Annotated in this window: 25 protein-coding genes; 9 read left to right on the top strand and 16 right to left on the bottom strand. The window is 63.4% G+C overall.

Annotation, left to right across the window (positions count from 1 at the left end):
- Positions 1-8 precede the first annotated feature (8 nt).
- Together bluB and DWU99_RS09660 are read right to left on the bottom strand one after the other, a co-directional pair.
- Positions 9-716 (bottom strand): 5,6-dimethylbenzimidazole synthase, encoded by a 708-nt coding sequence (gene bluB, locus DWU99_RS09665; RefSeq protein ID WP_115477834.1) that lies wholly within the window; start codon positions 714-716, stop codon positions 9-11.
- Positions 717-725: 9 nt separating this feature from the next.
- Positions 726-2708, bottom strand: a complete 1983-nt coding sequence (locus DWU99_RS09660; RefSeq protein ID WP_115477833.1) for a UvrD-helicase domain-containing protein — start codon at positions 2706-2708, stop codon at positions 726-728.
- Positions 2709-2849: 141 nt separating this feature from the next.
- Here DWU99_RS09660 and DWU99_RS09655 point away from each other — a divergent pair, with 141 nt between their 5' ends.
- Entirely contained in the window at positions 2850-3482 is a 633-nt protein-coding gene (locus DWU99_RS09655) for a thymidine kinase (RefSeq protein ID WP_115477832.1), read from the top strand.
- A gap of 33 nt (positions 3483-3515) precedes the next feature.
- Positions 3516-4289 carry a hypothetical protein gene (locus DWU99_RS09650; RefSeq protein WP_115477831.1) on the top strand — a complete coding sequence of 258 codons (774 nt, stop codon included), beginning with the start codon at positions 3516-3518 and terminating at the stop codon, positions 4287-4289.
- Positions 4290-4302: 13 nt separating this feature from the next.
- Here DWU99_RS09650 and mutM read toward each other — a convergent pair whose 3' ends face one another.
- The 5 genes from mutM to DWU99_RS09625 are packed head-to-tail and all read right to left on the bottom strand — an operon-like array spanning position 4303 to position 8476.
- A complete protein-coding gene (mutM, locus tag DWU99_RS09645) occupies positions 4303-5130 on the bottom strand; it encodes a bifunctional DNA-formamidopyrimidine glycosylase/DNA-(apurinic or apyrimidinic site) lyase (RefSeq protein ID WP_115477830.1) in 828 nt (275 codons plus the stop codon).
- A 1-nt stretch (position 5131) separates the two neighbouring features.
- Positions 5132-5623, bottom strand: coding sequence for a hypothetical protein (locus tag DWU99_RS09640; protein ID WP_115478160.1), 492 nt, complete (start codon positions 5621-5623; stop codon positions 5132-5134).
- Positions 5620-6942, bottom strand: coding sequence for a GldG family protein (locus tag DWU99_RS09635; RefSeq protein ID WP_115477829.1), 1323 nt, complete (start codon positions 6940-6942; stop codon positions 5620-5622). Before DWU99_RS09635 ends, DWU99_RS09640 begins: the two co-directional genes overlap by 4 nt.
- Positions 6942-7727, bottom strand: a complete 786-nt coding sequence (locus DWU99_RS09630; RefSeq protein ID WP_115477828.1) for an ABC transporter permease — start codon at positions 7725-7727, stop codon at positions 6942-6944. Before DWU99_RS09630 ends, DWU99_RS09635 begins: the two co-directional genes overlap by 1 nt.
- A complete protein-coding gene (locus tag DWU99_RS09625; RefSeq protein ID WP_115477827.1) occupies positions 7724-8476 on the bottom strand; it encodes an ABC transporter ATP-binding protein in 753 nt (250 codons plus the stop codon). The genes DWU99_RS09630 and DWU99_RS09625 overlap by 4 nt, the downstream gene beginning before the upstream one ends.
- 176 nt (positions 8477-8652) lie before the next feature.
- On the opposite strand from DWU99_RS09625, the gene DWU99_RS09620 reads away from it, so the two are divergent.
- Positions 8653-9846, top strand: coding sequence for a DesA family fatty acid desaturase (locus tag DWU99_RS09620; protein WP_115477826.1), 1194 nt, complete (start codon positions 8653-8655; stop codon positions 9844-9846).
- A 156-nt stretch (positions 9847-10002) separates the two neighbouring features.
- On the opposite strand, the gene rpmG is transcribed toward DWU99_RS09620, so the two are convergent.
- Positions 10003-10170: a 50S ribosomal protein L33 gene (gene rpmG, locus DWU99_RS09615; protein ID WP_026635435.1), complete on the bottom strand. Its 168-nt coding sequence runs from the start codon at positions 10168-10170 to the stop codon at positions 10003-10005.
- A 12-nt stretch (positions 10171-10182) separates the two neighbouring features.
- Positions 10183-10419 (bottom strand): 50S ribosomal protein L28, encoded by a 237-nt coding sequence (gene rpmB, locus DWU99_RS09610; RefSeq protein ID WP_115477825.1) that lies wholly within the window; start codon positions 10417-10419, stop codon positions 10183-10185.
- Positions 10420-10789: 370 nt separating this feature from the next.
- Between rpmB and secB the strand changes: the two genes are divergently transcribed.
- The 3 genes from secB (at position 10790) to DWU99_RS09595 (ending at position 15437) form a co-directional block, all read left to right on the top strand.
- On the top strand, positions 10790-11278 hold the full coding sequence (gene secB, locus DWU99_RS09605) for a protein-export chaperone SecB (RefSeq protein ID WP_115477824.1): 489 nt from the start codon (positions 10790-10792) through the stop codon (positions 11276-11278).
- A 9-nt stretch (positions 11279-11287) separates the two neighbouring features.
- The gene (locus tag DWU99_RS09600; protein WP_115477823.1) at positions 11288-12313 is read left to right on the top strand and encodes an NAD(P)H-dependent glycerol-3-phosphate dehydrogenase; all 1026 of its coding nucleotides are present in this window, start codon (positions 11288-11290) and stop codon (positions 12311-12313) included.
- 94 nt (positions 12314-12407) lie between these two features.
- Positions 12408-15437: a DEAD/DEAH box helicase gene (locus DWU99_RS09595; protein ID WP_115478159.1), complete on the top strand. Its 3030-nt coding sequence runs from the start codon at positions 12408-12410 to the stop codon at positions 15435-15437.
- Between the two features lie 87 nt (positions 15438-15524).
- Here DWU99_RS09595 and DWU99_RS09590 read toward each other — a convergent pair whose 3' ends face one another.
- The 4 genes from DWU99_RS09590 to DWU99_RS09575 form a co-directional block, all read right to left on the bottom strand.
- Complete coding sequence (locus DWU99_RS09590) at positions 15525-16310, bottom strand: hypothetical protein (RefSeq protein WP_115477822.1); 786 nt, start codon at positions 16308-16310, stop codon at positions 15525-15527.
- A 68-nt stretch (positions 16311-16378) separates the two neighbouring features.
- Positions 16379-17062, bottom strand: a complete 684-nt coding sequence (locus tag DWU99_RS09585) for an HAD family hydrolase (RefSeq protein WP_115477821.1) — start codon at positions 17060-17062, stop codon at positions 16379-16381.
- Positions 17063-17097: 35 nt separating this feature from the next.
- Positions 17098-18114, bottom strand: a complete 1017-nt coding sequence (gene glk, locus DWU99_RS09580) for a glucokinase (RefSeq protein WP_115477820.1) — start codon at positions 18112-18114, stop codon at positions 17098-17100.
- 141 nt (positions 18115-18255) lie between these two features.
- The gene (locus DWU99_RS09575; protein ID WP_115477819.1) at positions 18256-19782 is read right to left on the bottom strand and encodes a S53 family peptidase; all 1527 of its coding nucleotides are present in this window, start codon (positions 19780-19782) and stop codon (positions 18256-18258) included.
- Between the two features lie 203 nt (positions 19783-19985).
- Between DWU99_RS09575 and hemB the strand changes: the two genes are divergently transcribed.
- Both hemB and DWU99_RS09565 read left to right on the top strand, forming a co-directional pair.
- Positions 19986-20978 (top strand): porphobilinogen synthase, encoded by a 993-nt coding sequence (gene hemB, locus DWU99_RS09570; protein ID WP_115477818.1) that lies wholly within the window; start codon positions 19986-19988, stop codon positions 20976-20978.
- A 77-nt stretch (positions 20979-21055) separates the two neighbouring features.
- On the top strand, positions 21056-22183 hold the full coding sequence (locus DWU99_RS09565; RefSeq protein WP_115477817.1) for an FAD-dependent oxidoreductase: 1128 nt from the start codon (positions 21056-21058) through the stop codon (positions 22181-22183).
- 4 nt (positions 22184-22187) lie between these two features.
- Here DWU99_RS09565 and DWU99_RS09560 read toward each other — a convergent pair whose 3' ends face one another.
- Positions 22188-22568, bottom strand: a complete 381-nt coding sequence (locus DWU99_RS09560; RefSeq protein ID WP_115477816.1) for a tautomerase family protein — start codon at positions 22566-22568, stop codon at positions 22188-22190.
- 17 nt (positions 22569-22585) lie between these two features.
- Entirely contained in the window at positions 22586-23158 is a 573-nt protein-coding gene (locus DWU99_RS09555) for a DUF4865 family protein (RefSeq protein ID WP_115477815.1), read from the bottom strand.
- A 105-nt stretch (positions 23159-23263) separates the two neighbouring features.
- Here DWU99_RS09555 and DWU99_RS09550 point away from each other — a divergent pair, with 105 nt between their 5' ends.
- The gene (locus DWU99_RS09550) at positions 23264-24136 is read left to right on the top strand and encodes a LysR substrate-binding domain-containing protein (protein WP_115477814.1); all 873 of its coding nucleotides are present in this window, start codon (positions 23264-23266) and stop codon (positions 24134-24136) included.
- A 1-nt stretch (position 24137) separates the two neighbouring features.
- On the opposite strand, the gene DWU99_RS09545 is transcribed toward DWU99_RS09550, so the two are convergent.
- Positions 24138-24926, bottom strand: coding sequence for a glutaminyl-peptide cyclotransferase (locus DWU99_RS09545; protein WP_115477813.1), 789 nt, complete (start codon positions 24924-24926; stop codon positions 24138-24140).
- Between the last annotated feature and the right edge of the window lie 104 nt (positions 24927-25030).

Raw genomic sequence — 25030 nt, 5'->3', positions numbered from 1 at the left:
CGTTGCGCTCAGATCGCATCGGACGGTGCGCGCACTGCGGCCATCAAGGCCTCGTTATCCAGTGCATGACCCCAGGTATTGCCGTGCAGCAACTGCTCCAGGGGCAGGCGCGAACGCCAGCCCGCGATTTCCAGTTCCGGACGTGGCAGAAATTCGCTGACGTAGCCCAGGCACAGGTACGCGACGGGTTGCACATGGGAAGGCAGGTTCAACGTTTGCGCCAATTGCGTCGGATCGACAATGCTGACCCAGCCCACGCCGATACCTTCGGCGCGCGCGGCCAGCCATAGATTCTGCACGGCCAGGCAGGTGCTGAAGAGATCGGTCTCCAGCATCGTGTTGCGCCCAAGTACGTGCGGGCCGCCGCGCTGGCGGTCGCAAGTGATGCAAAGATTGATCGGACTGTCGACGATGCCTTCCAGCTTCAATCGACGATAAAGCACCGCGCGTTCGTCGGTGTAGTTCGCCGCGGCATCGGCATTGGCCTCTTCGTACAGCGTCTTGACTGCACGCTTGATCTCGATGCTGTCGATGACGAGAAAATCCCACGGCTGCATGAAGCCGACCGAGGGCGCGTGATGCGCCGCGCGCAGCAGGCGTACCAGCACATCCGGCGCAATGGGATCGGGCAGGAACTGCGAGCGCACGTCGCGACGTTCGCGAATCGCGCGGTACAACCCTTCGCGCTGTTCGTCCGGAAAGCCGTGATGGTTCATACAATCACCTCAGTTGCCGGCGAGCATCGCGGCAATTTTCGCCATGTGCGACTCGGCGGTTTCGCGGACGGCTTCCTTGTCCGCTTCGGGGTCCTTGCCTTCCCAATGCAAGTCGTCCTGCGGCAGTTCGTGCAGGAAGCGGCTGGGCTGGTTGCTGTGCACTTCGCCGTAGCGTTTGGTCTTGGACGACCACGACAAGGTTAGCAGTTCCTTGGCGCGTGTGATGCCCACGTACATCAGGCGACGTTCTTCGTCGGTGCGGCCTTCGTCGATCGCGCCGTCGTGCGGCAACGTGCCATCTTCGCAGCCGACGATGAAAACGAAGCGGAACTCCAGTCCCTTTGCCGCATGCAATGTCATCATGCGCAACGCGTTGCCCGGTTCGTCGCGATCGGCGTGACTAAGCAGCGCCAGCTGCGAAGCGAGATCGCCCGCGCCGCTGCCGCCTTTCTGCATGGCGCGGAACCAGTCGGTCAGTTCCCGCAGATTGCCCAGGCGACGTTCGCGCAAAGCGGCATCGCTCGTACCCGCGGCGACATGCGCGGCGTACTGTGTGCGCGTCAGTACGCATTCCACGAGGTCGGCTGCACTTTCATGTAGCGACGCGCTGCGCAGTTCGTCCAGGAGATCCGAGAACGAGGCCAGTGCCGCGGCAGGACGCGGACTCAACTGGCGCAGCACGCTGTCGCTGCGGACGGCATCGAGCAGCGAGCCGTGGCGCGATTGCGCAAGCTGGCCGAGTTTCTCCAATGTGGTGGCGCCGATTTCGCGCTTGGGAACATTCACCACGCGCAGGAACGCGGCATCGTCGCTGGGATTGGTGAGCAGCCGCAGATAACACAGCAGATCCTTCACTTCCGCGCGGTCCAGAAACGACAGCGCGCCGGTAAGGTGATACGGCACGCGTGCCAGGCGCAGCGCCTTTTCCAGCGGACGTGCCTGGAAATTGCCGCGATAGAGGATGGCCATGTCGTGCCAACGCACCTTGTGCTTTTCCGCCAGGGTCGCGGCCATGCCGGCGATGCGTTCGGCTTCGTGCTCCGCATCCTTGCATTCGATGATGCGGATGGGCGCGCCTTCCGGGTGCTCGCTCCAGAGTTTCTTCGCATGCAAGTGCGGATTGTTGGCGATAAGCTGGTTCGCGGCACGCAAGATGCGCTTGCCGCAACGGTAGTTCTGCTCCAGCTTGATCACGCGCAGGCTCGGCCAGTCCTTGCCGAGCTGATCGATGTTTTCAGGGTTCGCGCCCCGCCATGCATAGATCGACTGATCGTCATCGCCCACGCAGGTGAAATTGCCACGATCGCCGGACAAGGCTTTCAGCAGGCGGTACTGCGCGTCGTTGGTGTCCTGATATTCGTCCACCAGCAAATAGCGCAGACGTTCGCGCCAGCCGCTGCGGCACGCTTCGTCGCTTTCCAGGATCCGCAGGGGCAAGCGGATGAGGTCGTCGAAATCCACCGCATTGAACGCCGCGAGGCGCTGCTGGTACATCTGATAAATCGTGGCCGCGTCCAGCTCGCGCGGACTGCGTGCGGCAGCCAGCGCTTCGTCTGGGGACAGGCCGCTGTTCTTCGCGCGGCTGAGCAGGTTGCGCAGGCCGAACAGCACGTCGGGCTTTGCGCCTTTGGGCGCCAGTTCCTTGACGATGTTTTCGCTGTCGTCCGCATCCAGCACGGAAAAGCCGCGGCGCAGGCCGGCGCGTTCATGCTCGATCTGCAGGAATTTCAGGCCAAGGGCGTGGAAGGTGCACACCGTGAGCGCCTGCGCATCGTCCGCACTCACCAGCTTGCCGACACGCTCGCGCATCTCCCGCGCCGCCTTGTTGGTGAAGGTGATGGCCGCGATTTTCGAGGCGGCCAGCTTTCGCCGCTGCACCAGGTGGGCGATCTTCTGGGTGATCACCGAGGTCTTGCCGGAACCGGCGCCGGCCAGCACCAGCAGCGGGCTGTCGACGTGTTCGACGGCGGCCAATTGTTGGGGGTTGAGCATGCGGCGGATGGACCGGTAGGAGGGAGGCGAGGTAACGAGTGATCCTAGCAAACGCCGGCTCCCCCGAGCAGGCTTGCGCCCGATCCGTTCCGATGGCAGCGCGGCGGGTTAACATGCGCCATCCAGCATCCCGACGCCCGCATGGCCAAGCTCTACTTCTATTACTCGGCAATGAATGCCGGCAAGACCACCAACCTGCTGCAGAGCGCTTACAACTACTACGAGCGCGGCATGCGCACGTTGATTCTCACGCCCGCCCTGGACAATCGCTACGGCGAAGGCGTGGTCGCGTCGCGTATCGGACTGAAATCGCAGGCGCGGCGCTTTGCCGGCAAGGAAGATCTGCTGGCGCTGGTGAAGGCGGATATCGCCGAACACGGTGCGCTGCACTGCGTATTTGTCGACGAGGCGCAGTTCCTGAGCAAGGCGCAGGTCTGGCAGCTCAGCGACGTGGTCGATCAGCTCGACATTCCCGTGCTGGCGTACGGCCTGCGTACCGATTTTCGTGGCGAATTGTTCGAGGGCAGCAAGTACCTGCTGGCCTGGGCCGATAATCTTGAGGAGATCAAGACCATTTGCCACACCGGCCGCAAGGCCACCATGGTGGTGCGCGTGGACGAACAGGGACGCGCGATCACCGACGGTCCGCAGGTTGAGATCGGCGGCAATGAACGCTATGTCTCGGTGAGCCGCGCCGAGTTCAAGAAGATCACCCAGGGACACGGCCGTATCGAACTGCAACAGCCGGGTTTGCCGCTGGATGGCAAGCACTGATCCCTATCCGTGCCGACTTTGAAGGAACAATGCATGAGCAATCCGATGTACTTCCCCGCGTGGCAGCGCCCGCACTGGCAGCCGAGCGACGAGGAAATCATTCTGCAGTTCTATGTTTTCGGTGATTTCAAGCCGATCCGCGTGCCGTCCGCCGACTATGGCAGCGATGGCCTGCCGGAAGAGGTGGAACTGAGCAGCCATCACCACAGCAGCCTGCGCGAATGGGAAGGCTATCCGCTGAAAGGTCCGCTGGGCGACCTGTTCAAGAACGATGCGCCGGAGGCTTTCGAAAAAGCGATCGCCGCGCCGCAGGTGCTGGTGATCCGCGGGCGCTTCAAGGACAGCCCGGATACGGGCTACATGCGTGACGTGTTCGGTGTGCTTGCCGGATTGCTCGATATCGGTGGTGTGGCGATTCTCGATCCGCAGATCCTCACCCTGTTCGATGCGGACGAATGGCGGCGCCGCTATCTGGTCAAGGATGGCGCACCGCTGCGCAACCATGTGCTGATCCTGCGCGACGAAGAAGAGCATTCCGATCGTTTTTGGATTCATACGCGCGGCCTGCGCAAATTCGGCCGGCCCGACATCAGCCTGCATGATGTGCCTGCTCACGAAGCCGATCGCGCCGGCGCACTGGTGCAGCACCTGATGCAATTGCAGGCGCTGGGCGCGCACTTCGTCGATGGGCAGGCGATGGAAGTGGACGGTATTTTCGGCGGATTGGTGGCCGAATTGGGCGGCGGTTACGACCATCCGCAGTTCAACAATACTTACGTCGCGTTCTATTGGCCCGGCGAAGAGTGAGTGCGGACAGCGCTCACTTCTGGCAACGCGGGCACCAGAACGTCGAGCGCTGACCGATCACGGCCTGCCGAATGGCCGTGCCGCACACCTTGCACGGTTCGCCTTCGCGTCCGTACACGGACAATTCGCGGAAGAAGTAGCCAGGCGCGCCATCCGGATTGAGGAAGTCGCGCAACGTGGTGCCACCGCGCTCGATCGCCCACGCGAGAATGCGCTTCACTTCTGCGGCAAGTCGTTCGTAGCGCGGGCGTGACACCGAACCGGCGGCACGACGCGGATCGATGCCGGCCGCGAACAAGGCTTCGCTGGCGTAGATGTTTCCCACGCCCACCACGATGGCGTTGTCCATCAGAAACAACTTCACTGCCGCTTTGCGCCCGCGGGAGCGTTGCCACAGCAGTGCGCCGTCGAACGCATCAGTCAGCGGCTCCGGGCCCAGATTGGCGAGCAGTTCGTGCGTGGTTCCGGCTGGCTGCCAGAGCAGGCAACCGAAGCGACGAGGATCGGTGAAACGCAGGATGCGCTCGCGTTCCTGCCTGGTCGGCTCAAGCAGGAGATCGACATGATCGTGCGCGCCGGCCGGAATGTCCGGCGGCAGCACACGCAACACACCCGACATACCCAAGTGCAGCAACGCGCTGCCCGCGGAGGTGTGGAGCAGCAGGTATTTGGCGCGACGCTCCACCTCGTCGATGCGCTGTCCCGGCAGCACGTCGGAAATCTCGCGCGGAATCGGCCAGCGCAAATCCGCGCGGCGCAACGTCACGCTTACGATGCGGCGGCCGATCAAATGCGGCGCGATACCTCGTCGGGTGGTTTCTACTTCGGGCAGTTCCGGCATGTCACGGTGCCTTGATCGATGCGCTTTGCGCCGAACGCGGCATGTAGCGCAGCGAAACGATACCCACTCGCTGGCCGGCTTGCACATAACAACTCTGGCCGATGGCGGTCATGCCGCCAAACAGCAGCGTCTGGCCATCGAGATTCAGTTTCGCCTGGGGCGGTGACAGACCGATCTTTGCAGGCTCGTAGCTATCGGCCCGTTGCCAGCTTTGTACTGGCGCGGCGGCGATGCGCGTCAATTCGCCCAGGCGCAGATCGTCCGCGCGAGTGGAAGTTGCCTGGTCGGTACGCCACCAATGGCCATCGCGTTTCACGTAATGCTCAGAGGCATTGCCGATTTGCAGGTTGACCCGTGTGATCGCATCGGGGTCGATCGAAAGCAGCGTGCCCGGCGCGGACATCCGGTCGCTGCGAAGTTGCCACCAGGCCGCAGTGAGCAGCACGAGCACTGCGACGGCAAACCATAACTGTTGGCGCGCTGCACGCTTCATGCGCGACGCCGGCGCCATGCAATCACGCCGCCGATGATCAGCAGTAACAGCGGCACGACGACGATGTAGGCGATGCTCAGCACGTTCAATTCGCCCTGGGAAACCATCAGCACCCGATCCGGCGCGCCGCGTGGCGGCATGTTGATCAAGGCATCGTCGCCGAGCAGCCAATCGAAAATGCGCTCGCCCAAGGCGCGATTGCCGCCGTTGCCGAGATAACTGTTGGACAGGAAATCGCCGTTGCCGATCATCACAATGCGCTGCTCGCTCTTGTTCGGGCTCGGAGAAAGTCGACTCAGTGCGAAGCCGAAATCCAACGGTCCTTTCAGTGCATTGGCTTGCGAGCCGTCGAGCGTCTGCGTGCTCGCCTGTGGGCTGGAACGCAGGAACGGAACGATCTGCCAGTCCTGCTTGCTCACTTCGGCAAGCGGCGCGACTTCAGGGAATAGCGTCGTGAGCGTGAAACCGCGCGTGATATCGCTGAGTGGGTAATCTCCAAGCACGATCATGCGCGGGTCTTTCAGGCCCGTCGCGGCGGCCGATGCATCGACCAGTTCGCCAGGCAGCACACGGACGCCCAGCGCATCGGCGAGCGGTTGCAAGCTGGGATCCTGATTGCCCGGGTCGGCGAGCCAAAGCACGTTGCCGCCCTTGCCCAGGTAATCGATCAGCGCTTTCACGGCACCGGCGGACAGCGCAGCCTGAGGACTTGCAAGCACGACAAGATCCGTGTGATCGGGAACGGCGGTGACTTGCGAGAAGTTCAGCGGCACGGCACGCATGCCGCTGTGTTCGAGCTGTTGGACGAAGGTGCCGAGATCGGCGTTGGCGTCACCGTCCGCGCGGCGTTCGCCGTCGCCTGTCACGAAGGCGACGATGCGATCGTTGCCGCGCACGAGGCGCTCCATCGCATCGGTGAGACTGCGTTCGGTCAGCGTATCCAGGCGCTGCTCGCGATGGCGGTATTGCAGGATCAGTTCGCCATCCACCGTGATGCCAAGGTTGCGCATCGCGGCGGGATCTTTTTGCGGATCGACGAAACTCAGATGCAAGTCCGGCTTGGCCTGCTGGTAGCGCTGCATTACCGCAGCAATCGTCTGGCGCAGGTCGCCCTGCGGACTGGCGTAGCTGACGATGTCGACGGGACCATCCAGCTTGGCGAGCACGGCGCGTGTTTCCGGCGACATGCTGACGCGGCTGCCGTAGGTCCAGTCGGCGACGTGGTCGTGATGTGCGGAGAGATAGCCGATCGCTCCAGCGCCAAGCAGCACGAGCGCGGCGAAGATCCATCCGTTCAAGCGGCGAAGAGTCCGGTTCATCAGCCGCGCCCCCGGTCGGATGCGAGGCGTTGTATGCCCAGCAACAACGCCACGGCAGTCGCGAGTACAAACCAGATCACATCCATGCTCGATACCAGTCCGCGCAGCAGGGTTTCCTGATGCGTGCTCATCGCCAACCAGTTGAGGAAGCCGTTGCTGACGCCTGCAAGCTGCGCACCGAGATTGATGCAATACAACCCCAGTCCCACCATCAATGCTGCGACGGCGGCAACGGCCGGATGCGACGCAAACGCGGAGCACGCCACACCGATGGCACCTAATACGGCGAGCGCAAGGAGCGTACCCATCGCGGCCGCGGCGAGCTTGCCCCAGTCCAGCGTGGCGCCATGCGCAAGGCTTACCGGAATGGCAAGCGCGAGCGCGAGCCACAACACCAACCAGATAAGCACGGCGAGGTATTTGCCAAGCAGAATGCGCGATGCGGACAGGCCGCTGGAGAACAACAGCGGCAGCGTTCCAGCACTGCGTTCACTGGCGAGCGTAGACATCGTCAGCAAGGGAACCAGCAGCAACGCGAGTTCGATCAGGCCAAACGGCAGCGGGCTTCCGGTGATGAAACTGCTGAACATGCGGACGGCCACCAGATCGGTATAGCCCGGGCCATCGGGCAGGGCGGCGAGCCTGACCTGATTAAGCAGGAATATCTGCAGCAACAGCGCGAAACGCCAGCCCAACTCCGCCAAGGCGAGAGCGCCGATGATCCAGCCGAGCGGGCGCACAAACAGGCGGCGCAATTCCAGTCGCGTCACGGCGAGTAATGTCATGCGGCTTGTGTCCTGCCGGCCATCGCGATGTCAAAGAAAGTTTTTTCCAGTGCGGCGTGTCCGTCCGCATGCAAGGGTGCGTCGTAGCGCAACGTGCCTTCATGCAGGATGGCTACGCGATCACACACCGCAGTGACTTCACCCAACTGGTGCGTGGAGAGAATCACGGCCGTGCCCCCGGCCGCCAGTTCTCGCAACAGATTGCGCAGCGCGACGACCTGTACCGGATCGAGCGCGTTGGCGGGTTCGTCCAGCACGAGCAAGGCCGGGCGATGGAGGAGCGCGCACGCCAGCCCAAGACGCTGGCGCTGGCCTTGGGACAGCACGCCGGCCAGGCGGCGTTCGAGCTCTTTCAGTTCCAGTCTGGCGACCACCGCGTCGCGAGCTTGCTTGAGATTGTCGCCCTTCAGGCCGCGCAGGCGGCCATGAGCTTCCAGGTGCTCGCGCAAGGTCAGTTCTGGCCATGTTGGGGCACTTTCCGGCAGCCATCCGAGGGCCTGTCGTGCCAGTTCCGGGTACTCCAGGAAATCCTTCCCCTGAAGCCGGACGGCGCCGCTATCGGGCACCAGTGCCCCCGCGATCATGGCCAGCGTGGTGGACTTGCCAGCCCCGTTGATCCCAAGCAGGCCAAGCACTTGCCCGGCTTCGAGGCTCAGGTTGAGGTGGCTCACGGCAGGGCGTCCGGCGCGGTGCCGGCTGACGTCTTCAAGTTTCAGTACGGGAGGTGAAGCGGGCTTCGGCGCATTCATTGCATGATTGTCCGGGGGACCCCATCGATTGCACAACCGTTAGCCGTCACGAATGTGACATTTCGGCACAGAGCTGAATGCTTTAACGGAAGCGAAAGCGGCGGGGCCTTACCATGCTGGTAGGTACGGACGCCCTCGACTAGACTGCCTTTTCAACGTTCCCGGGTTATCACACGATGTTAGATGCTGTGCTGCATTTTCTTGCCGGCGGCCTGAGCCAAGCCGGCTGGGTGGCGATTCTGGTTTATCTGCTGGTGGTCACGCAGATCACCATTTTCACGGTCACCCTTTATCTGCATCGCTGCCAGACGCACCGCGGCATCGACCTGCATCCGGCCATTGCGAATTTCTTCCGTTTCTGGGGCTGGCTCACCACGGGCATGGTCACCAAGGAATGGGTAGCGGTGCATCGCAAGCACCACGCCAAGGTGGAAACCGAGGAAGATCCGCATAGCCCGCAGATCTACGGCATCAAGAAGGTCTTCTGGGACGGCGTGGCGCTTTACCGCGACGCCAGCCTGGTGAAGGAAGACCTCGAGAAGTACGGCCGCGGAACCCCCGACGACTGGGTCGAGCGCAAGCTCTACACCGGTCATCCGTATTGGGGGCCGGCGCTGATGATGATCATCAATGTCGCGCTGTTCGGCGTGGTCGGCCTGGCCATCTGGGGTATCCAGATGGCGTGGATTCCGTTCTGGGCCGCCGGTTTCGTCAACGGCATCGGCCACTGGTGGGGCTATCGCAACTTCGAAAGCTCCGACACCGCGACCAACCTCATTCCGTGGGGTTTCTGGATCGGTGGCGAAGAGCTGCACAACAACCACCACGCCTTCCCGAGCTCGGCCAAGTTCGCGCTGCGCAAGTGGGAGTTCGATATCGGCTGGGCGATGATCTGCCTGCTGCGCGCCGTCGGCCTCGCCAAGGTGCTGCGCGTGGCGCCGACGCTGGACGTGCGCCCGAACGTGCACCTGCCCGACGCCGAGACGCTCAAGGCCGTGCTCACCCATCGCTTCCAGGCGATGACCGACTACTACCGTCACGTCATCGTGCCCACCCTGCGCGACGAAGCGCAGCATGCGGGCGAAGGCATCAAGGCTACGCCGCGCCGTTTGCGTCGTGCACTTGCCGACGGCGGTCGCTGGCTCGATGGCGAAGGCCGCGAGCGCATGCAGGCTGTCTTGGCGAAGCGTCCGATGCTCAGCACGGTATGCGAATTCCGTAGCCGCCTCGCCGAACTGATGGAGCAGCGTGGCGCAGAGCAAGCCTTGAAAGGTCTGCAGCAGTGGATTGCCGAGGCCGAGCAGAGCGGTATTCGTGCGCTACAGGAATTCGCGCAACGCCTTAAGAGCTACGCGTTGGTCGCCCACTGATACGGACGTCCAAACGAATCGTTGAAAAAGCCCGCCGCTGGCGGGCTTTTTCTTTTGCTTTTTGATGGCGTGCAGAAAATGCAGGCAAAAGAAAACCCGCCACCAGGGCGGGTTTTCGTCGGAAGACCTGATCCCGGCTTTCGCCGGGATGGCGGATCACTTGATCTTGCCTTCCTTGTAGATCACGTGCTTGCGCACGACCGGATCGTATTTCTTGAATTCGAACTTGTCCGGTGTGTTCTTCTTGTTCTTCTGCGTGGTGTAGAAGTGACCGGTGCCGGCCGAGGAGATCAAACGGATCTTGTCGCTCTTGCTCTTGGACATGGCTCAGCTCCCTTAGATCTTTTCGCCGCGGGCACGCAGGTCGGCGATCACGGCCTCGATGCCCTTCTTGTCGATGGTGCGCAGCGCCTGGTTGGAGACGCGCAGTTTCACCCAACGGTTTTCGCTGGGAACCCAGAACCGACGCTCATGCAGGTTGGGCAACCAGCGGCGACGGGTCTTGTTGTTGGCGTGCGAGACGTTGTTGCCGGTCTGCACACCCTTTCCGGTGACTTGGCATACACGGGCCATGATGACCTCCGTAATTTCGTTTACCGCCCGTTGGCCAGGGCGACATCGGCCCAGCGGCGCCTTGCGCCACGCGATGCTGGAGGGTGTTGCGTTCGCCGTGCGCCGTGAGGTCCACATCGCGTCGTGGACATGCCCGAAAGATCGGGTCGGTTGGGGGCGAGCCGCGCATTGTCTCAGAAAAACAAGCGTATGCGCAATATTTGAGCAACGGCCCGTCCTGTGGGCTGCCTGCGAGGGAGCGAGAAGGCCGCCTGTTCCGAAAGCCCCGGGGTAGGGCGAGGGCGCCGCCGCATGACGGAACCCGGGAATCTATGGAACAATCCTCTCCTTTGCGCATTACGCGCCAGCCTATTCGAACTGAGGAATTCCCATGGCAGAAGTCATCGCCAACGGCCAGGCCAACCAGCCGCAGCTGATGTTGCAGAAGATCTACGTGAAGGACGTGTCCTTCGAGGCCCCCAACGCGCCGCAGATCTTCCAGGAAGTGGGCGAGCTGAACGAGGCTCCCCAGGTCCAGCTGAACCTGACCCAGCGCGCTACCGGCCTGGGCAGTGACATGTACGAAGTGGTGCTGAGCCTGACCCTCACCTGCACCGTGAACGATCGCACCGCTTATCTGGCCGAAGTGCACCAGGCCGGTCTGTTCGGCATCGCCGGCTTCACCGAGGCCGACCACGCCGGCATCATCGGCAGCTACTGCCCGAACCTGTTGTTCCCCTATGCGCGCCAGGTGATCTCCGCGCTCGTTCAGGAAGGCGGTTTCCCGCCGTTCCTGCTCCAGCCGATCAATTTCGAAGCCCTCTATGCCGAGCAGCAGCGCCGGGTGGCGGGCGGTGAGGCTCCGACGCTCAATAGCTGAGCGAACACCATGAGCGACCAGCCGATTCTGGCCGTTCTGGGTGCGGGTTCCTGGGGCACGGCCCTGGCGACGCTGGCTGCGCGCAATGGTGTTCCCACCCGCTTGTGGGGCCGCAATGCGGCTGCGCTGGCGGCGATGGCGGCCACGCGGCGCAACCAGCGCTACCTGCCGGATCTCGAACTGCCTGCGGGGCTCGCCTTCGAGCCCGATCTGGCCAACGCACTCCATGGCGCCACGATCGTGCTGATCGTGGTGCCTAGCCATGCGTTTGCCGAAATGCTGGACGAAATCGTGCCGCTGCTCGATCCCGCCGCCAACATCGCGTGGGCGACCAAGGGTTTCGAGCCGGGTACGGGTCGCTTCCTGCATGAGCTGGTGGCTGAAAAGCTGCCGGGCCGCGCGGCCGCAGTGATCACCGGTCCGTCGTTTGCGCGCGAGGTGGCGGGCGGCATGCCCAGTGCCGTGACCGTGCATTCGGAAGACGAGGCGTTTGCCCAGCAGATCGCCACACTGCTGCATGCGCCCAACTTCCGCGCCTACACCGGCAAGGATGTGCTGGGCGCCGAACTTGGCGGTGCGATGAAGAACGTGCTGGCGGTCGCCACGGGCGTTGCCGACGGCATGCAGCTGGGCCTGAACGCGCGCGCCGGTCTGATCACCCGCGGCATGAACGAGATGCTGCGCCTCGGTGTTGCGTTGGGTGCGCGACCGGAAACGCTGATGGGTTTGTCCGGTCTGGGCGACCTCGTGCTGACCTGCACCGGCGATCTTTCCCGCAATCGACGGTTGGGCATCGCACTGGGGCAGGGCATCGGCATTCATGAAGCGGTGGCGCAGATCGGCCAGGTGGTCGAAAGCGTCGTCACCGCCGACGAGGTGGTGCGCCTGGCCGACAAGCACGACCTGGATCTGCCCATCAGCAAGGGCGTGCGTGCCGTGCTGCATGGCGAGGTGACGCCGGTCGAGGGCCTCAAGGCCCTGATGGCGCGCGAGCAAAAACCTGAGTATCCGAAGGGTCTGTTTGGACCCTACTGAGCGATTGAAATCACGGATGTCCATATCCGCTTGCGGTATCGACCCGGATCGCTGCTAAGCTCAAGGTTTTGATCGCTCCAGGGATCGCATGCGCATGCACGTACCGGACGAGAAACACCAAGGCGATCCATCCGCGGCAAAGGATGAGCGCGGCGAGGAGAGCCTGCCCGGCGTATGGCGCAAGCTGCTGGCCAGACCGGCGACAGCGGCTGCGCACGAACACGTCGTGCTCGGTTTCTTTTTCGAGGTAGTGCCCGAGGAGGGTGCGCCCTACGCGCGCCTGGATGCCGCTCCCGTTCTGCTGACGCCCGTCGAACACGGGCGGTTCGCGCGCCCGGCGCCGTTGGAAAGCAAAGCGGTGACGCACAGCGCGCTGCAACCACACGAGCAGCGGCTCGCCACGGCCGTGCTCGGGTTGCCGCAGACGCCGCGCAAGTCGCGCAGCTACGCGAGACTGGCGGGGCATGTCGGCAATGCACTGCTGGCGGAAATGCTCGACTGCGCACCGTGTTTCCTGGGCGGTCTCGCCGGATTGCGCCTGTCACGCGGCAAATCGCACCAGCTGAACTGGCATTGGCATCTGGAGCACGATGGCAGCCAGCGCCTGCTTCCGGCGCTTCCGCACAGCCAGCGCCTGCTGCGCGTGGATGGACTGTGGTTCCTCGACGCCGAGCGTGCCGAACTGGGTCATCTCGAAGCCGATCCCGAAGAAACGCATTGGCTCGACCTGCCGCCGCTCAAGCACGAGTACGGCCGCAGCCTGCGGCGCATCCTGCCGTCCAGCCGCCTGGCGCAGCGCATTCCGCTGCCGCAGGTGTTCGAAGAACTGCGCCGCGCGGAACTCGCGCCCAAGCCGGTGCTGACGCTGCACGCGCTCACCCGCCATGCACGATTGGCCGCGGGCACGCCGCCGCTGGCCTATGCGCGGCTCGCCTTCGATTACGCCGGCGAGCGCCTGCCCGGGCGCGGTGGCGAGCCGCTGGTGCGTCGCGTGCGCAATGGCCAGTTGGTGGAGATCACGCGCCGGCGTGCCGAAGAGTTGTCCACGATGGAGCAGCTGGAGCGCGCCGGCCTCACGCTCGGTGTCGATACCGAAGGCCTGCCGTGGGACCTCGCCGACACCTTGCCCGAAGACGCCTGGCTGTTCCCCGGCAAAGGTCATGCGGGCGCACTTGAAGTGAACACGCCCGCGCGCTGGCTTGCGCTGCGGCCGAAACTCGAAGCCGAAGGTTTCCTGCTCGAGTACGCGCCGAGTTTTCCATTCGAAGTGCTCGAAGGTCCGGTGCGCTGGTACGGCAACGTCGTCGAAGACGCGGACGATCACGCCTTCGATCTGGAAATCGGCATCGAGGTCGAGGGCAAGCGCCGCAACCTGCTGCCCGCTGTGGCGCAGGCGCTTGCCGAACATCAGCTCAATCTGAGTCCTGCACCGAACGAGCCGGAAGACGCCGTGTGGTACGCGCCGGTCGACGAACGCCGCCGCGTGCCCGTGCGCCTGAAAGAACTGCGTGGCCTGCTCGCGCCGCTGGCCGAATATCTCGAAAAGCCCAAGAAAAAACTGCACCTGCCGCGTGTGCAGGCCGGCCGCCTGGAAGAGATCGTCGAAGCCCTGCCCAGTGGCGGCGAGCTGCAGGCGCCCGAGCAACTGCGCGGATTCACGGCGCGCCTGCGCGATGCCGCCGAGCGTGCCAGCGACGCGATACCGGAAGGCCTCACCGTCGAATTGCGTCCGTATCAGCGCGAAGGCCTGCGGTGGTTGAATGCGCTGGCCGAAGCCGGCGTGGGTGGCGTGCTCGCGGACGACATGGGTCTGGGCAAGACGCTCCAGCTGATCACGCATCTGCTGGCGCTGAAAGAACGCGGCGCGCTGCAAGAGCCCGCACTGATTGTGGTGCCGACCAGCCTCATTCCGAACTGGCTGGCCGAGATCGCACGCTTCGCGCCTTCGCTGCGTGCGCTGGCGTTGCACGGTCCGCAGCGCAGCGGCGATTTCTCGCAGATCGCTTCGCAGGACATCGTGCTCACCAGCTACGCGCTGTTGCCGCGCGACGTCGTCACGCTGCGCAAGCAGCCTTTCTCGTTGATCGTGTTCGACGAAGCGCAGCAAGTGAAAAATCCGCGCACGCAGGCGCGCCGCGCCGCGCTTACCTTGCGCGCGCCACGCTGCGTCTGCCTCACCGGTACGCCGCTGGAAAATCATCTGGGCGAACTGTGGTCGCAGGTCGATCTTGCCGTGCCCGGTTTGCTCGGCGACGAGGGTGCGTTCCGTCGTCACTACCGCGTGCCGATCGAAAAGCAGCACGACGAAGACTGCCAGGCGCGCCTCAATCGCCGCCTCGCGCCGTTCATCCTGCGCCGGACCAAATCGCAGGTGGCGTCGGAGCTGCCGTCCAAGACGGAGATCACCCGTCGCGTGGTGCTCGACGGACGCCAGCGAGAACTCTACGAAAGCCTGCGCCTTTCGCTGGCGGATGAATTGCGCGAAGTGATCGCGCAGCGTGGCATCGCGCACAGCGGCATCGTAGTGCTCGATGCGTTGCTCAAGCTGCGCCAGGTCTGCTGCGATCCGCGTCTGGTGAAGCTGGAAGCTGCGCGTGGCGTGCGCGACTCGGCGAAGTTCGAGTTGCTGATGGACATGTTGCCCGCGCTGCTCGCCGAAGGCCGCAAGGTGCTGCTGTTCTCGCAATTCACCGAAATGCTCAAGCTGATCGCCAACGAGCTGGAGCGTCACCGCATTCGCTACGTGATGCTGACCGGCGAGACGCGCGATCGCGCCGAACCTGTGCAACGCTTCCAGGAAGGCGACGTGCCGCTGTTCCTGCTGTCATTGAAAGCCGGTGGCGTCGGACTCAACCTCACCGCTGCAGACACGGTGATCCACTACGATCCGTGGTGGAATCCCGCTGCCGAGGCGCAGGCGAGCGATCGTGCGCATCGCATCGGTCAGGACAAGCCCGTGTTCGTGTTCCGCCTGATTACCGCGGGCACCGTCGAAGAGCGCATCGAAGAACTGAAGGCGCGCAAGGCGGAATTGGCCCAGGCCGTGCTGGAAGGTGGCGGTACGCGCGAGAAGCTCAGCTTCGATCAGGCCGATCTCGACGCCCTGCTCGCACCGGGCGGATAGGTCTTCGCCACCGATCATTCGCAGCAAGGTGTGGCGCGGAGCGAACCCGGATCGTCCGGGCATCGCGCTCGAGCCACCCGGTGAGACTTATTGCGCTGTCGTCGAGGTCGACGAAGCGCTTGCGGGTTGCTGCCCATGCAGCCACTCGGGCTTGCCCACCACCACGGTTCCGCCGATGTTTTCGAAATCGGCGGTGGCTTGGTCGTGAAGCTTGTTGGCCACGACGAAGGCGCTTTGCGGATAAGGTGCGTAGCCCGGCAGATAGACTATGCCGCCTTCGCGCGCCGCTTCGTCAATGTCTGCGATGGTTTGGTTGAAGCGCAGGATGGCGCGTTTCGCGGCGACCTTGTCCCCGTATTTGAGGAGCATTTGCCGCCACAGTGTCGATGCCTGTTGATATTCCTGCGGTGTGGCTTCGGAGCGCGCGCTGGCATACGCGAGCTGATATTGCTGATTCTTGCGTTCCGCTGCCAACGCCAGCCACGCGAGACCAAGCGGGCGATTCAGTGGCACATCGGTCATGTCGCCGTTGAAGTAAGCCAGACCAAGCGCGTACTGGGCGCCCTTGTTGGCCCAGTATGCGGACTCCTGCAGCATGTCGATCATCTTTCGGAACTTGTTCCGGCCGTAAGCGGCACGTGCTTCGCAGGCGTAGTAGTCGCCAGGCAGGAACTGCTCGATGGCCGGCAGGCAGTAGATGTCCTTGTCCGGGACAGGTGGGTTCGGATTATCCGGAGCGGGTTGGTATGGCGAGGCGTCGGGCTTGGCGCCATTCACCGTTATAGCGGGTGACGAGGACTGCGCGGATGCGACCGTCGCGAACGCCAAACCTGCGGCCAGCGCGCTGACAGCAAACAGCGATGTTTTGAACATACCCCTACCTGGCCACTTTCCCCAAGGCACCATAACGCACCAGGGTCGTTTTTGATGACCTGTGGCTATCAGTCGCGGGCCGCGACTTCGTCGATGTGCCGCAGCAGATCGGCCGGGTCGTCGTACACACGGAATGCGCCCGAGCGCTGCAGTTCGTCCTGGCCATAGCCACCGGAAAGCAGGCCGATGCCCAAGGCTCGTGCGCGCTGAGCGGCGAGCATGTCCCAGATGCTGTCGCCAACGACCAGGGCTTGATGGATGTCCACGCCCAGGCGTTCCGCCGCAGCAAGGAACAGGTCGGGATCGGGCTTGGCGTGACGCACCATGTCGCGCGTCACCACCGGGACCTTGTCCGGATCGACCCCAAGTGCGGCGAGATTGTGTGCGGCCGTTTGCATGCGTCCACTGGTGGCGATCGCCCAGGGAATGTTTTCCGCGGTGAGGAAATCCAGCAATTCGCGCGCACCCGGCAGCGGCCTTACCGAGCCTTGCGTGTGGTGGCGGTTAAAGGCTTCCGCGTGCCATTGCTGCAGGCGCTGGATGCGCTCTGGCGTGATGTCCAGGCCGGTTTCGCGCAACAGGATGTTGGTGAACAGTCCGCCGCTCATGCCGATCTTGCGATGGATGCTCCACACCGGCAGCACAACACCTTCGCGGTCCAGCGATTCCTTCCACGCAAGCACGTGTTGGTAGACGCTGTCGATCAGCGTGCCGTCGAGGTCGAAAAGGAAAGCGGTGCTCGAGCGGGGCATGAGGCAATGTCCGTCGATGTGATCGAGGTGTCCGCTCAGCCCTGCTGCGGCAGAGCCTTGCCGGTGTCCAGTACCGCCAGCGCGGCGGCGCCAAGCAGGCCGGGTTCGGGATGCGTGATGGCAATCGTCGGTACATGTTCCATCGTGTCGCGGAAACGACCCTTTGCCTCGAAGCGCTCGCGGAAACCGCCGCTCTGCAGCCAGGGCATCAAAATTTTCAGCACGCCGCCGGTGAGATAGACGCCATCCCAGCCGCCCAGGCTCAGCACGAGATCGCCGGCAACGCTGCCGAAGATGCCGGCCAACGTTTCGACCGTTCGCACGCACAGCGCATCGCTGCTATCGCTGGCGCGCGCGGTGATGTCTTCGGGCGTGTATTCCTCAGCTCGCTGGCCGTTGATGTCGGCCAACGCTAGGTAGAGATTCACCAGGCCATTGCCGCAGATCATGCGTTCGTTGGAAACGCGACCGAAACGGGCGTTGAGCCGATGCAGGATCTCCACGTCTTCGGCCGTGTGCGCGGCGAAGCCGGCATGACCGCCTTCGGTTTCCAGCACGATCCAGTGACCGAAGCGCAGCAGCAGCCCGGCTACGCCGAGCCCAGTGCCGGGACCCATCACCACGAAGGTTTGCGCCGACTTGTGGTCGTGTTCCGGTGGCAACGCTGCGCCAACGGCTTGCAGCTGGTCTTTTTGCAACAACGGAATCGACATGCCCTGAGCGGCGAAATCGTTCACCAGCCGCACGCCGTCGAACCCGAGTTCGGCCTGCAGTCCGTGCGCGGAAACCGCCCAGGGATTGTTGGTGATCTGCACCGTTTCGCCGTTGGCGATGCGCCCGGCCGCCGCGATGATGGCGTGCGATGCCGTGTGGCCGGTGTCGGTGAAGTACTGGCGAATCGTGTCGGCCAGTGTGCCGAAATCCTTCACGCGATAGCGCCTGACGCTATCCATCAGCAACGGCGTGGATGAAGTGGTGTCGGCGAGCGCGAAACGGACGTTCGTGCCGCCAAGGTCGGCAAGCAGGGTGGGGGTGGTGGCGGAGCGATCCATGGGGCATCCAGACGACTAGCCCGACAAGACTGCCCTGTGTCGCTCCGTTCGTCCAGTTTGGGCTTAGGCCTATACGGAAAAACGGGCCGGCGATGTCGTGCGTGCCGGCCCGTTGCCTCATGGGTCGAAGGCCGAAAATCGCTACGGCCCTTTCAATGCGGTCAGCGCATTGAGCAGGGCCTGGCCATTGGGACTGCCCAGTCCCGTGCACGCATCCCAGCCGGGCCCCGCCTGATACGAGCCGTTGTTGCCCTGCGTAATATCGCGAAACGCCGACTCGCCGATTTGATACAGGGCAGCGTGCACATCGCCCACGGGTGTGCCGAGCTTCTGGTTCAGGCGTGCGATCAGCGCAGCCCACAATGGCGCGACGGCGCTGGTGCCGCCGATCACCTGCGACTGTCCGTCCGCCAGCACCTGGTAGCCGGTCGCCGGGTCCGCGTTGCCGGCGACGTCGGGCACACCACGCCCCGCGCTGCCGCTGGGAGATTTTGGAACGTTTGCGTTCTGCTGCCAGGTCGGCAGGTCGTATTCGATGCTGACGCCGCCGCCCGTCGCGCCTTCGTTGCTGGCGGTTTCGTTCCACACCACTTCGCTTTGGATGGTGGTGCCGCTCGTGTCCAGCGTGGTGCCGCCGCAGGCGAGCGAGTAGGGGCTGGATGCAGGGAAGTCCACGTGCGGCTGGCCATCGCTTTCACCGTCGCTGGAGCCGTTGTCGCCGGCTGCGACCGTCACGGTGACACCCAATGCCGCGGCATCCTGCAGCGCTGTCTCCATCGCGGTGCGCGAAGCGCTGTTCCAGCTGTCCTCGGGGCCGCCCCAGCTGATGGAAATCACCGAAGGTTTGTTGGTGGTGTCGTGAGCGGCCTGCGAAATCGCGTCGTAAAAACCCTGATCGGTATTGGGCGTGAAATACACCGCGATCGTTGCGCCAGGCGCCAGAGCGCCAGCCATTTCGATATCCAGCATCACTTCGATGTCCGCGTCGCCGCCGCCCGGCTGGTTCTGTCCGCCATCGACGGAAACCGCGATCACCTTCGGCGGCGTGATGCCAAGACCGCTGAAATAGGTGTTGAGATCGGTGGTGCTGAAGCCGCCGCCCAGCTCGATGATGCCGATGGTTTCGCCGGTGCCGTCCGTGCCCGCCGGAAAGTTGTAAAGCTGGCCGATCTGGATCGGCGTAAAGCTGCTGCTGGGCTGAGCCAGGGGCTTGCGAAATTGCGGGCGTGCGACCGGTCGACGATCCAGCCCCAGCACCGCTATGGCTTCGGGCGGAAGCGTCGGTGCGTGGCCGCAGCCGACAAACGGTCCGTACCCATTGAGCTGGTATTTGCCGAGTTTGACGCTGAAGGCCTGCTCAAGGGCGGAGGGCGTGCCACGAAGGCGCAACACGCGACGAAGAAGATCGTTGCTGGCTTCGGTGAGTCCATGCTTGCTCGCAAAACCGCGAAGACTGTCCAGGTCGAGCGGATCGGCACCGAAATGCTTGCCGTATTCGCCGCGCACCCAGCGCGGGGGATGTGGCCATGCTGCAGGCGTCGGCACGGCGCCTTGGCGGCGTCGTAACACGACAGTCACTTCGATCGGTTCCGTGCCTTCGTGCGGGCCGAGGTATTTCATGCCTTCGGGCGTGGTCCAGTGCGGGGTACGCGTGGCGCTGTGATTCATGACGCAACTCCTGGGGAAGGGGAACGTGCACCACCCAAAGATCGCACATTCCATGTATGAGTCTTGCGTAGACGGAAACGCGCGTTAATTTTCAGCTCAGCGCATCTCAGAAACTGAGTCGAGGCGCGTGTGACGTTTGGTCAGGCCGCGTGACGGCCTTCACAGCGTTAAACTATGCGGACACCTTGCAAGAGATGCCTGGCATGAACTTTCCCGCCATCCGCATGCGTCGCATGCGCCGCGATGCCTTCTCCCGCGCATTGATGCGCGAACACACGCTGTTGCCCAGCGACCTGATCATGGTGGCGTTCGTGATCGAAGGCGAAGGCAAGCGCGAACCGGTGCCGTCGATGCCGGGCGTGGATCGCGTGTCCATCGATGGCTTGCTCAAGATCGCCGGCGAATGCGTGCGCCTGGGCATTCCGGCGCTGGCGCTGTTTCCGTCGCCGGGCGGAGCCGTGAAAAGCGAGGATGCGGCCGAAGCGTGGAATCCGCAGGGCCTGATGCAACGTGCCACGCGTGCGCTGAAAGCGAAGTATCCCGATCTTGGCTTGATCGGCGACGTGGCGCTCGATCCCTACACCACGCATGGCCAGGATGGCTTGATCGACGAGCACGGCTACGTGATGAACGAACCGACCGTCGAAGCGCTCATCAAGATGTCGCTGGCGCAAGCCGATGCAGGCATGGATTTCGTGGCGCCGTCGGACATGATGGACGGCCGCATCGGCGCCATTCGCGAAGCGCTGGAAAACGCCGGTCATATCCACACGCGCATTCTTGCCTATTCCGCCAAATACGCCTCCGCGTTCTACGGTCCATTCCGCGATGCGGTGGGTTCGGCGGCGAATCTTGGCAAGGGCAACAAGCACACCTACCAGATGGATATCGGCAACAGCGACGAAGCGCTGCGCGAAGTGGAACTGGATATCGCCGAAGGCGCCGACGCGGTGATGGTGAAGCCGGGCATGCCGTATTTGGACGTGCTGCGCCGCGTGAAGGACGCCTTCGGCGTGCCGACCTTCGTCTATCAGGTCAGCGGCGAATACGCCATGCTCAAAGCAGCGGCGCAGAACGGTTGGCTGGACGAACGCGCCGTGGTGCTCGAATCGCTCACCGCGTTCAAGCGCGCGGGCGCCGACGCCATCCTCACGTATTTTGCCATCGACGCCGCGCGCTGGCTGCGCGGCGAATGACACCCTGACGTCCGACACATCCGGCGCGCAGGTGCGCTGGATTATCGTGCGAGCCAGTCAGCCAGGACGCGCTCGCCATGACAGCTACTGCCCGTGCACCGGTCCTGATCGTTGGCGCAGGTCCTACGGGACTTGCCGCAGCGCTTTTTCTGGCGCATCGCGGCGTGGCAGTGCGCATCATCGATGCCGCGCCGGAACCGAGCACGACATCCAAGGCGTTGCTGGTGAATCCGCGCACGCTGGAAATTCTGCACGATAGCGGTGTAGCCGCACGCATCATGACCGAAGGCGTGCGCCTCGTTGGGGCGTGCATGCATCGTGGCGCAAAGGTCGTCGCCACGCTCGACGTGCTGAAACTGCTGCCGGGCCAGCCGCTGATCGGCCTGTCCCAGGCGCGCACCGAAACGTTGCTCAACAAGGCACTGGAAGAACGCGGCGTAACCGTCGAACGCGGGACATCGCTGCAGACGCTGCAGCAGGATACCGATCGTGTGTTGATGACCTTGCGGCATGCCGATGGACAGGAGGAGACCGCCACGGCTGCTCTCGCCTTCGGCGCGGACGGTGCGCGCAGCGCGGTGCGACAGCAATTGGGTCTGGCTTTCGAAGGCACCACGCTTCCGGAACCCTGGCAGTTGTGGGACATACAACTGCGTACGACGCTCGATCCGCAACGCGCGCATGTGGTTTTGCTGCCCGATGGTTTCATGTTCATGGTGGCGCTGCGCGACGACATCTGGCGTGTGATCGCCAACACCGCGGATCCCCTCGCGCAGTTGCCGGAAGGCTGCGTGACTGGCCGAGTGGAGTGGCAATCGACGTTCCGCATCGGGCATCGCCTCGCCAGCCGCGCGTGCGTCGGGCGCGTGGCGCTCGGCGGCGATGCCGCGCACATCCACTCGCCGCTGGGTGCGCGCGGCATGAATCTGGGGATCGAGGATGCGTGGGTGTTCGCGCACTGTGCAGCCGATGCGATGGAGGGAAGCCTGCAGCGTATGCGCGAGTACGCATTGCTGCGCGAACCGGTGCATCACGACATCGTGAAGAAAATTGCCGTGGTGACGCGTCTGATGCGCGGCAAGCCTGCAGCGCTTGCGCGAATCCGCAACGTGGTGGCACCGCAACTGGTGCAGTTGCCGGTGGTACAACGGATGATGGCAGCCACCATTTCCGGCATGGATCATCCGCTGCGCATCCACCCGTAGTGCACTAGACGTACTGCGCAATGCCGTTGCCGAACGACCAGTTTTCCTTGGCGGTTTCCAGCAGATTGATCAGCACGTCTTCCTTGCGTACGCCTGGGTTCGCCGCCAGTTTGTCGGCGACCGCGCGATAAAACGCCTGCTTTTGTTCGACGGTGCGCGTGTTGTTGCACGCGATCTGTACGATCACCAGATCGTCGGTGCGCGCGATGCCGAGATAGCCGGGGTCGTAATCGAATTCGTCGGCGTCGTGCTGGCTGACCAGGATGAAGCGATCGTTCTCCGGCACGCTGAAGGATTCGCGCATGGCATCGTAGATGCCGTTACGCAGCGCGGCGATGTAGGCCGGGGATTTGCCGCGGCGCAAAGCAATACGGACGAGAGGCATGGTCTTGCTCCTGCTTTTCAGTGGTTTGATGACGGTTGGGAGATATGGCCGACCTGATACACATCCACGTTGTCGCCGTCGGGTCGTTCCACAGCGCCGCGCCACAGTCGAAAGCGCAATACGTTCCATTGCGTGGGATCGTAGGCGCTGACGGCGGCGAGTGCGCCGCGATCGAGGTCGGTCTGCAGGCGAACTTGTTCCGCGTCGCGCAGATCGCCAAGTGTCGTGCGTGCGGAGACAGGCATGAGTTCGCGCGTTGCATGCGTGGCACTGGACAAATCCGCTGCCGTTTCCGCGCGCCACACCGACCAGGTTTGCACGATGGGTCGGCCGAATGACTCGACGACGCCGGCAAACCCAGCGCCGCCGAGAAAAGCGTTCATGCCTTCCGTGTGGTGCCACAGATAGAACGGTGCATAGAGATTTTCCCGCCCCTGGCCCGTGGCAGCGCTGCGATCGGAGAAGAGATAGGCCTTGAACGCGAGGTGCGGAAAGCGATCCGTCAGGTGCCCACGCTCGGCGATGCGCCGACGGATGATGCCCATGTCGTAGTCGGCGGGCAGGACAATGCGGTATTGCATCGCGATCATGGGCGGTCGGCTCCCGGTGACTTGACGGGCTCACCTTAGCGAGTCAGCATAATATTGAAAATCGGGAATTTATGTATCAACAATCCCGAAAATATGGATGGTTGTATGCAGCGAGTTACCTTCGATCTGGACGTCATGCGCAGTTTCGTCACCGGCGTCGAGCTTGGCAGCTTCGCCAAGGCGGCCGACCGGCTGGCGCGCTCCACGTCCGCCGTCAGTGCCCAGCTGAAGAAACTGGAGGATCAGGCTGGCACGCCGCTGCTGCGCAAGGCGGGGCGCGGCATGGTGCTGACCGAGGCTGGCGAGACGATGCTCGGCTATGCGCGACGCTTGCTGGAACTCAACGACGAAGCCGTCAGCGCCGTGCGCGGCGTGCAGCTCGAAGGGCGCGTGCGGCTGGGCATGCAGGAAGACTTCGGCGAAAGCGTGTTGCCCGAGGTGTTGGGACGCTTCAAACGCGCGCATCCGAAGTTGCGCGTCGAAGTTCATATCGCACGCAATACGGCGTTGCTCGATGCGCTGAATGCAGGGCGGCTCGATCTTGCACTGGCGTGGGAAGCCGGTTTGCACGCAGCGCACTCACAGCACGTGCAAACTTTGCCCATGCGCTGGATCGCCAGCCATGACGAACAGCCTGTGCGCGAAGCGGGCGAACCCTTGCCGCTGGTCGTGCTTGAAGCACCGTGCCTGTTGCGTTCGGCGGCGATCGATGCGCTGGATCGCGCTGGCATCCCGTGGCGCATTGCCTTCACCAGTGCAAGCCTGGCGGGTACGTGGGCTGCGGTGAAGGCGGGGTTGGGTATCAGTGTGCGTACGCCGTTCGGTTTGCCTGCGGATGTGCGAGCCCTCGACCCGCGGTCGGCGAACCTGCCCGCGTTGCCACAACTCGGCCTCGCGCTTTATCGCAGCGAGGCCGAAGCGGAACCGGCGGTGGAAAGGTTAGGCGAGTTGGTTTTGCTGAGCCTGCAAACGGCCTGACTTACTTGCTGCCTGTTTGCGGCGGCGTGAGTTGAATCTCGTAAATCAGCGGCCAGCGCTTGCCGGTGACGAACAGCCGATCGTGCTTGGCGTCGTAGGCAATGCCGTTGAGCACATCGTTGCTGGGATCCGTCAGATCGGCCGGATTGGGGCCCAGGCCCGTAAGGTTGATCACGCCGACCACCTTGCCCGTCGCGGGATCGATCTGCACGATCGCGTGAGTGAGCCACACGTTCGCGTAAATCTTGCCCTTCACCCACTCCAGCTCGTTGAGATTGACCAGAGGCTTGCCGTCGGCGGTGACGTCGATCTTGCCGGTCTGCTTGAGCGTGTTCGGATCGAGCACGCGGATCGTGGGCGTGCCATCGCTCATGTAGATGTGCTTGCTGTCCTCGGTAAGCGCCCAGCCTTCGCCGGGATAGTCGAACTTGCCGATCTGCTTGAACGTGTGCAGGTCGTAGATGAAACCGTGCTGCGACTGCCAGGTCAGTTCGATCAGCCGGTTCTTCCATGCCACGATACCCTCGCCGTAATCGGGCGGCGGCAAATCGACTTTCTGCAGCACCTTGCCGGTGTTGATGTCGACTTTGCGCACGCTCGAGTGGCCGACCTCGCCGGTGGCTTCGTAAAAGTTGCCGTCGAGGTAGAAGAAGCCTTCCGTGTAGGCGCCGGTGTCGTGCGGATAGGTGTGCACGACCTTGTAGCCGTAAACGGGGACGCTGTCCTGTGCGCTTGCGATGCTTGCACAACAGAGCAGGAGTAAGGCGAGGGAGAACGTGATGGGTTTCATAGGGTCGGATGATCCCATGTTCGATACGGATTCGTCAGCAGCACTTTTTTACGTTCCGGTCGGTCGGCGCGTGAAATAATCGTCCTCGTAGGACCAGTCCGATA

This window comes from Dyella psychrodurans (genome assembly GCF_003363265.1).
Taxonomy (GTDB): domain Bacteria; phylum Pseudomonadota; class Gammaproteobacteria; order Xanthomonadales; family Rhodanobacteraceae; genus Dyella_B; species Dyella_B psychrodurans.
Note: the sequence above shows the minus strand (reverse complement) of the source record. Positions and strands in the feature narration are given on the sequence as shown.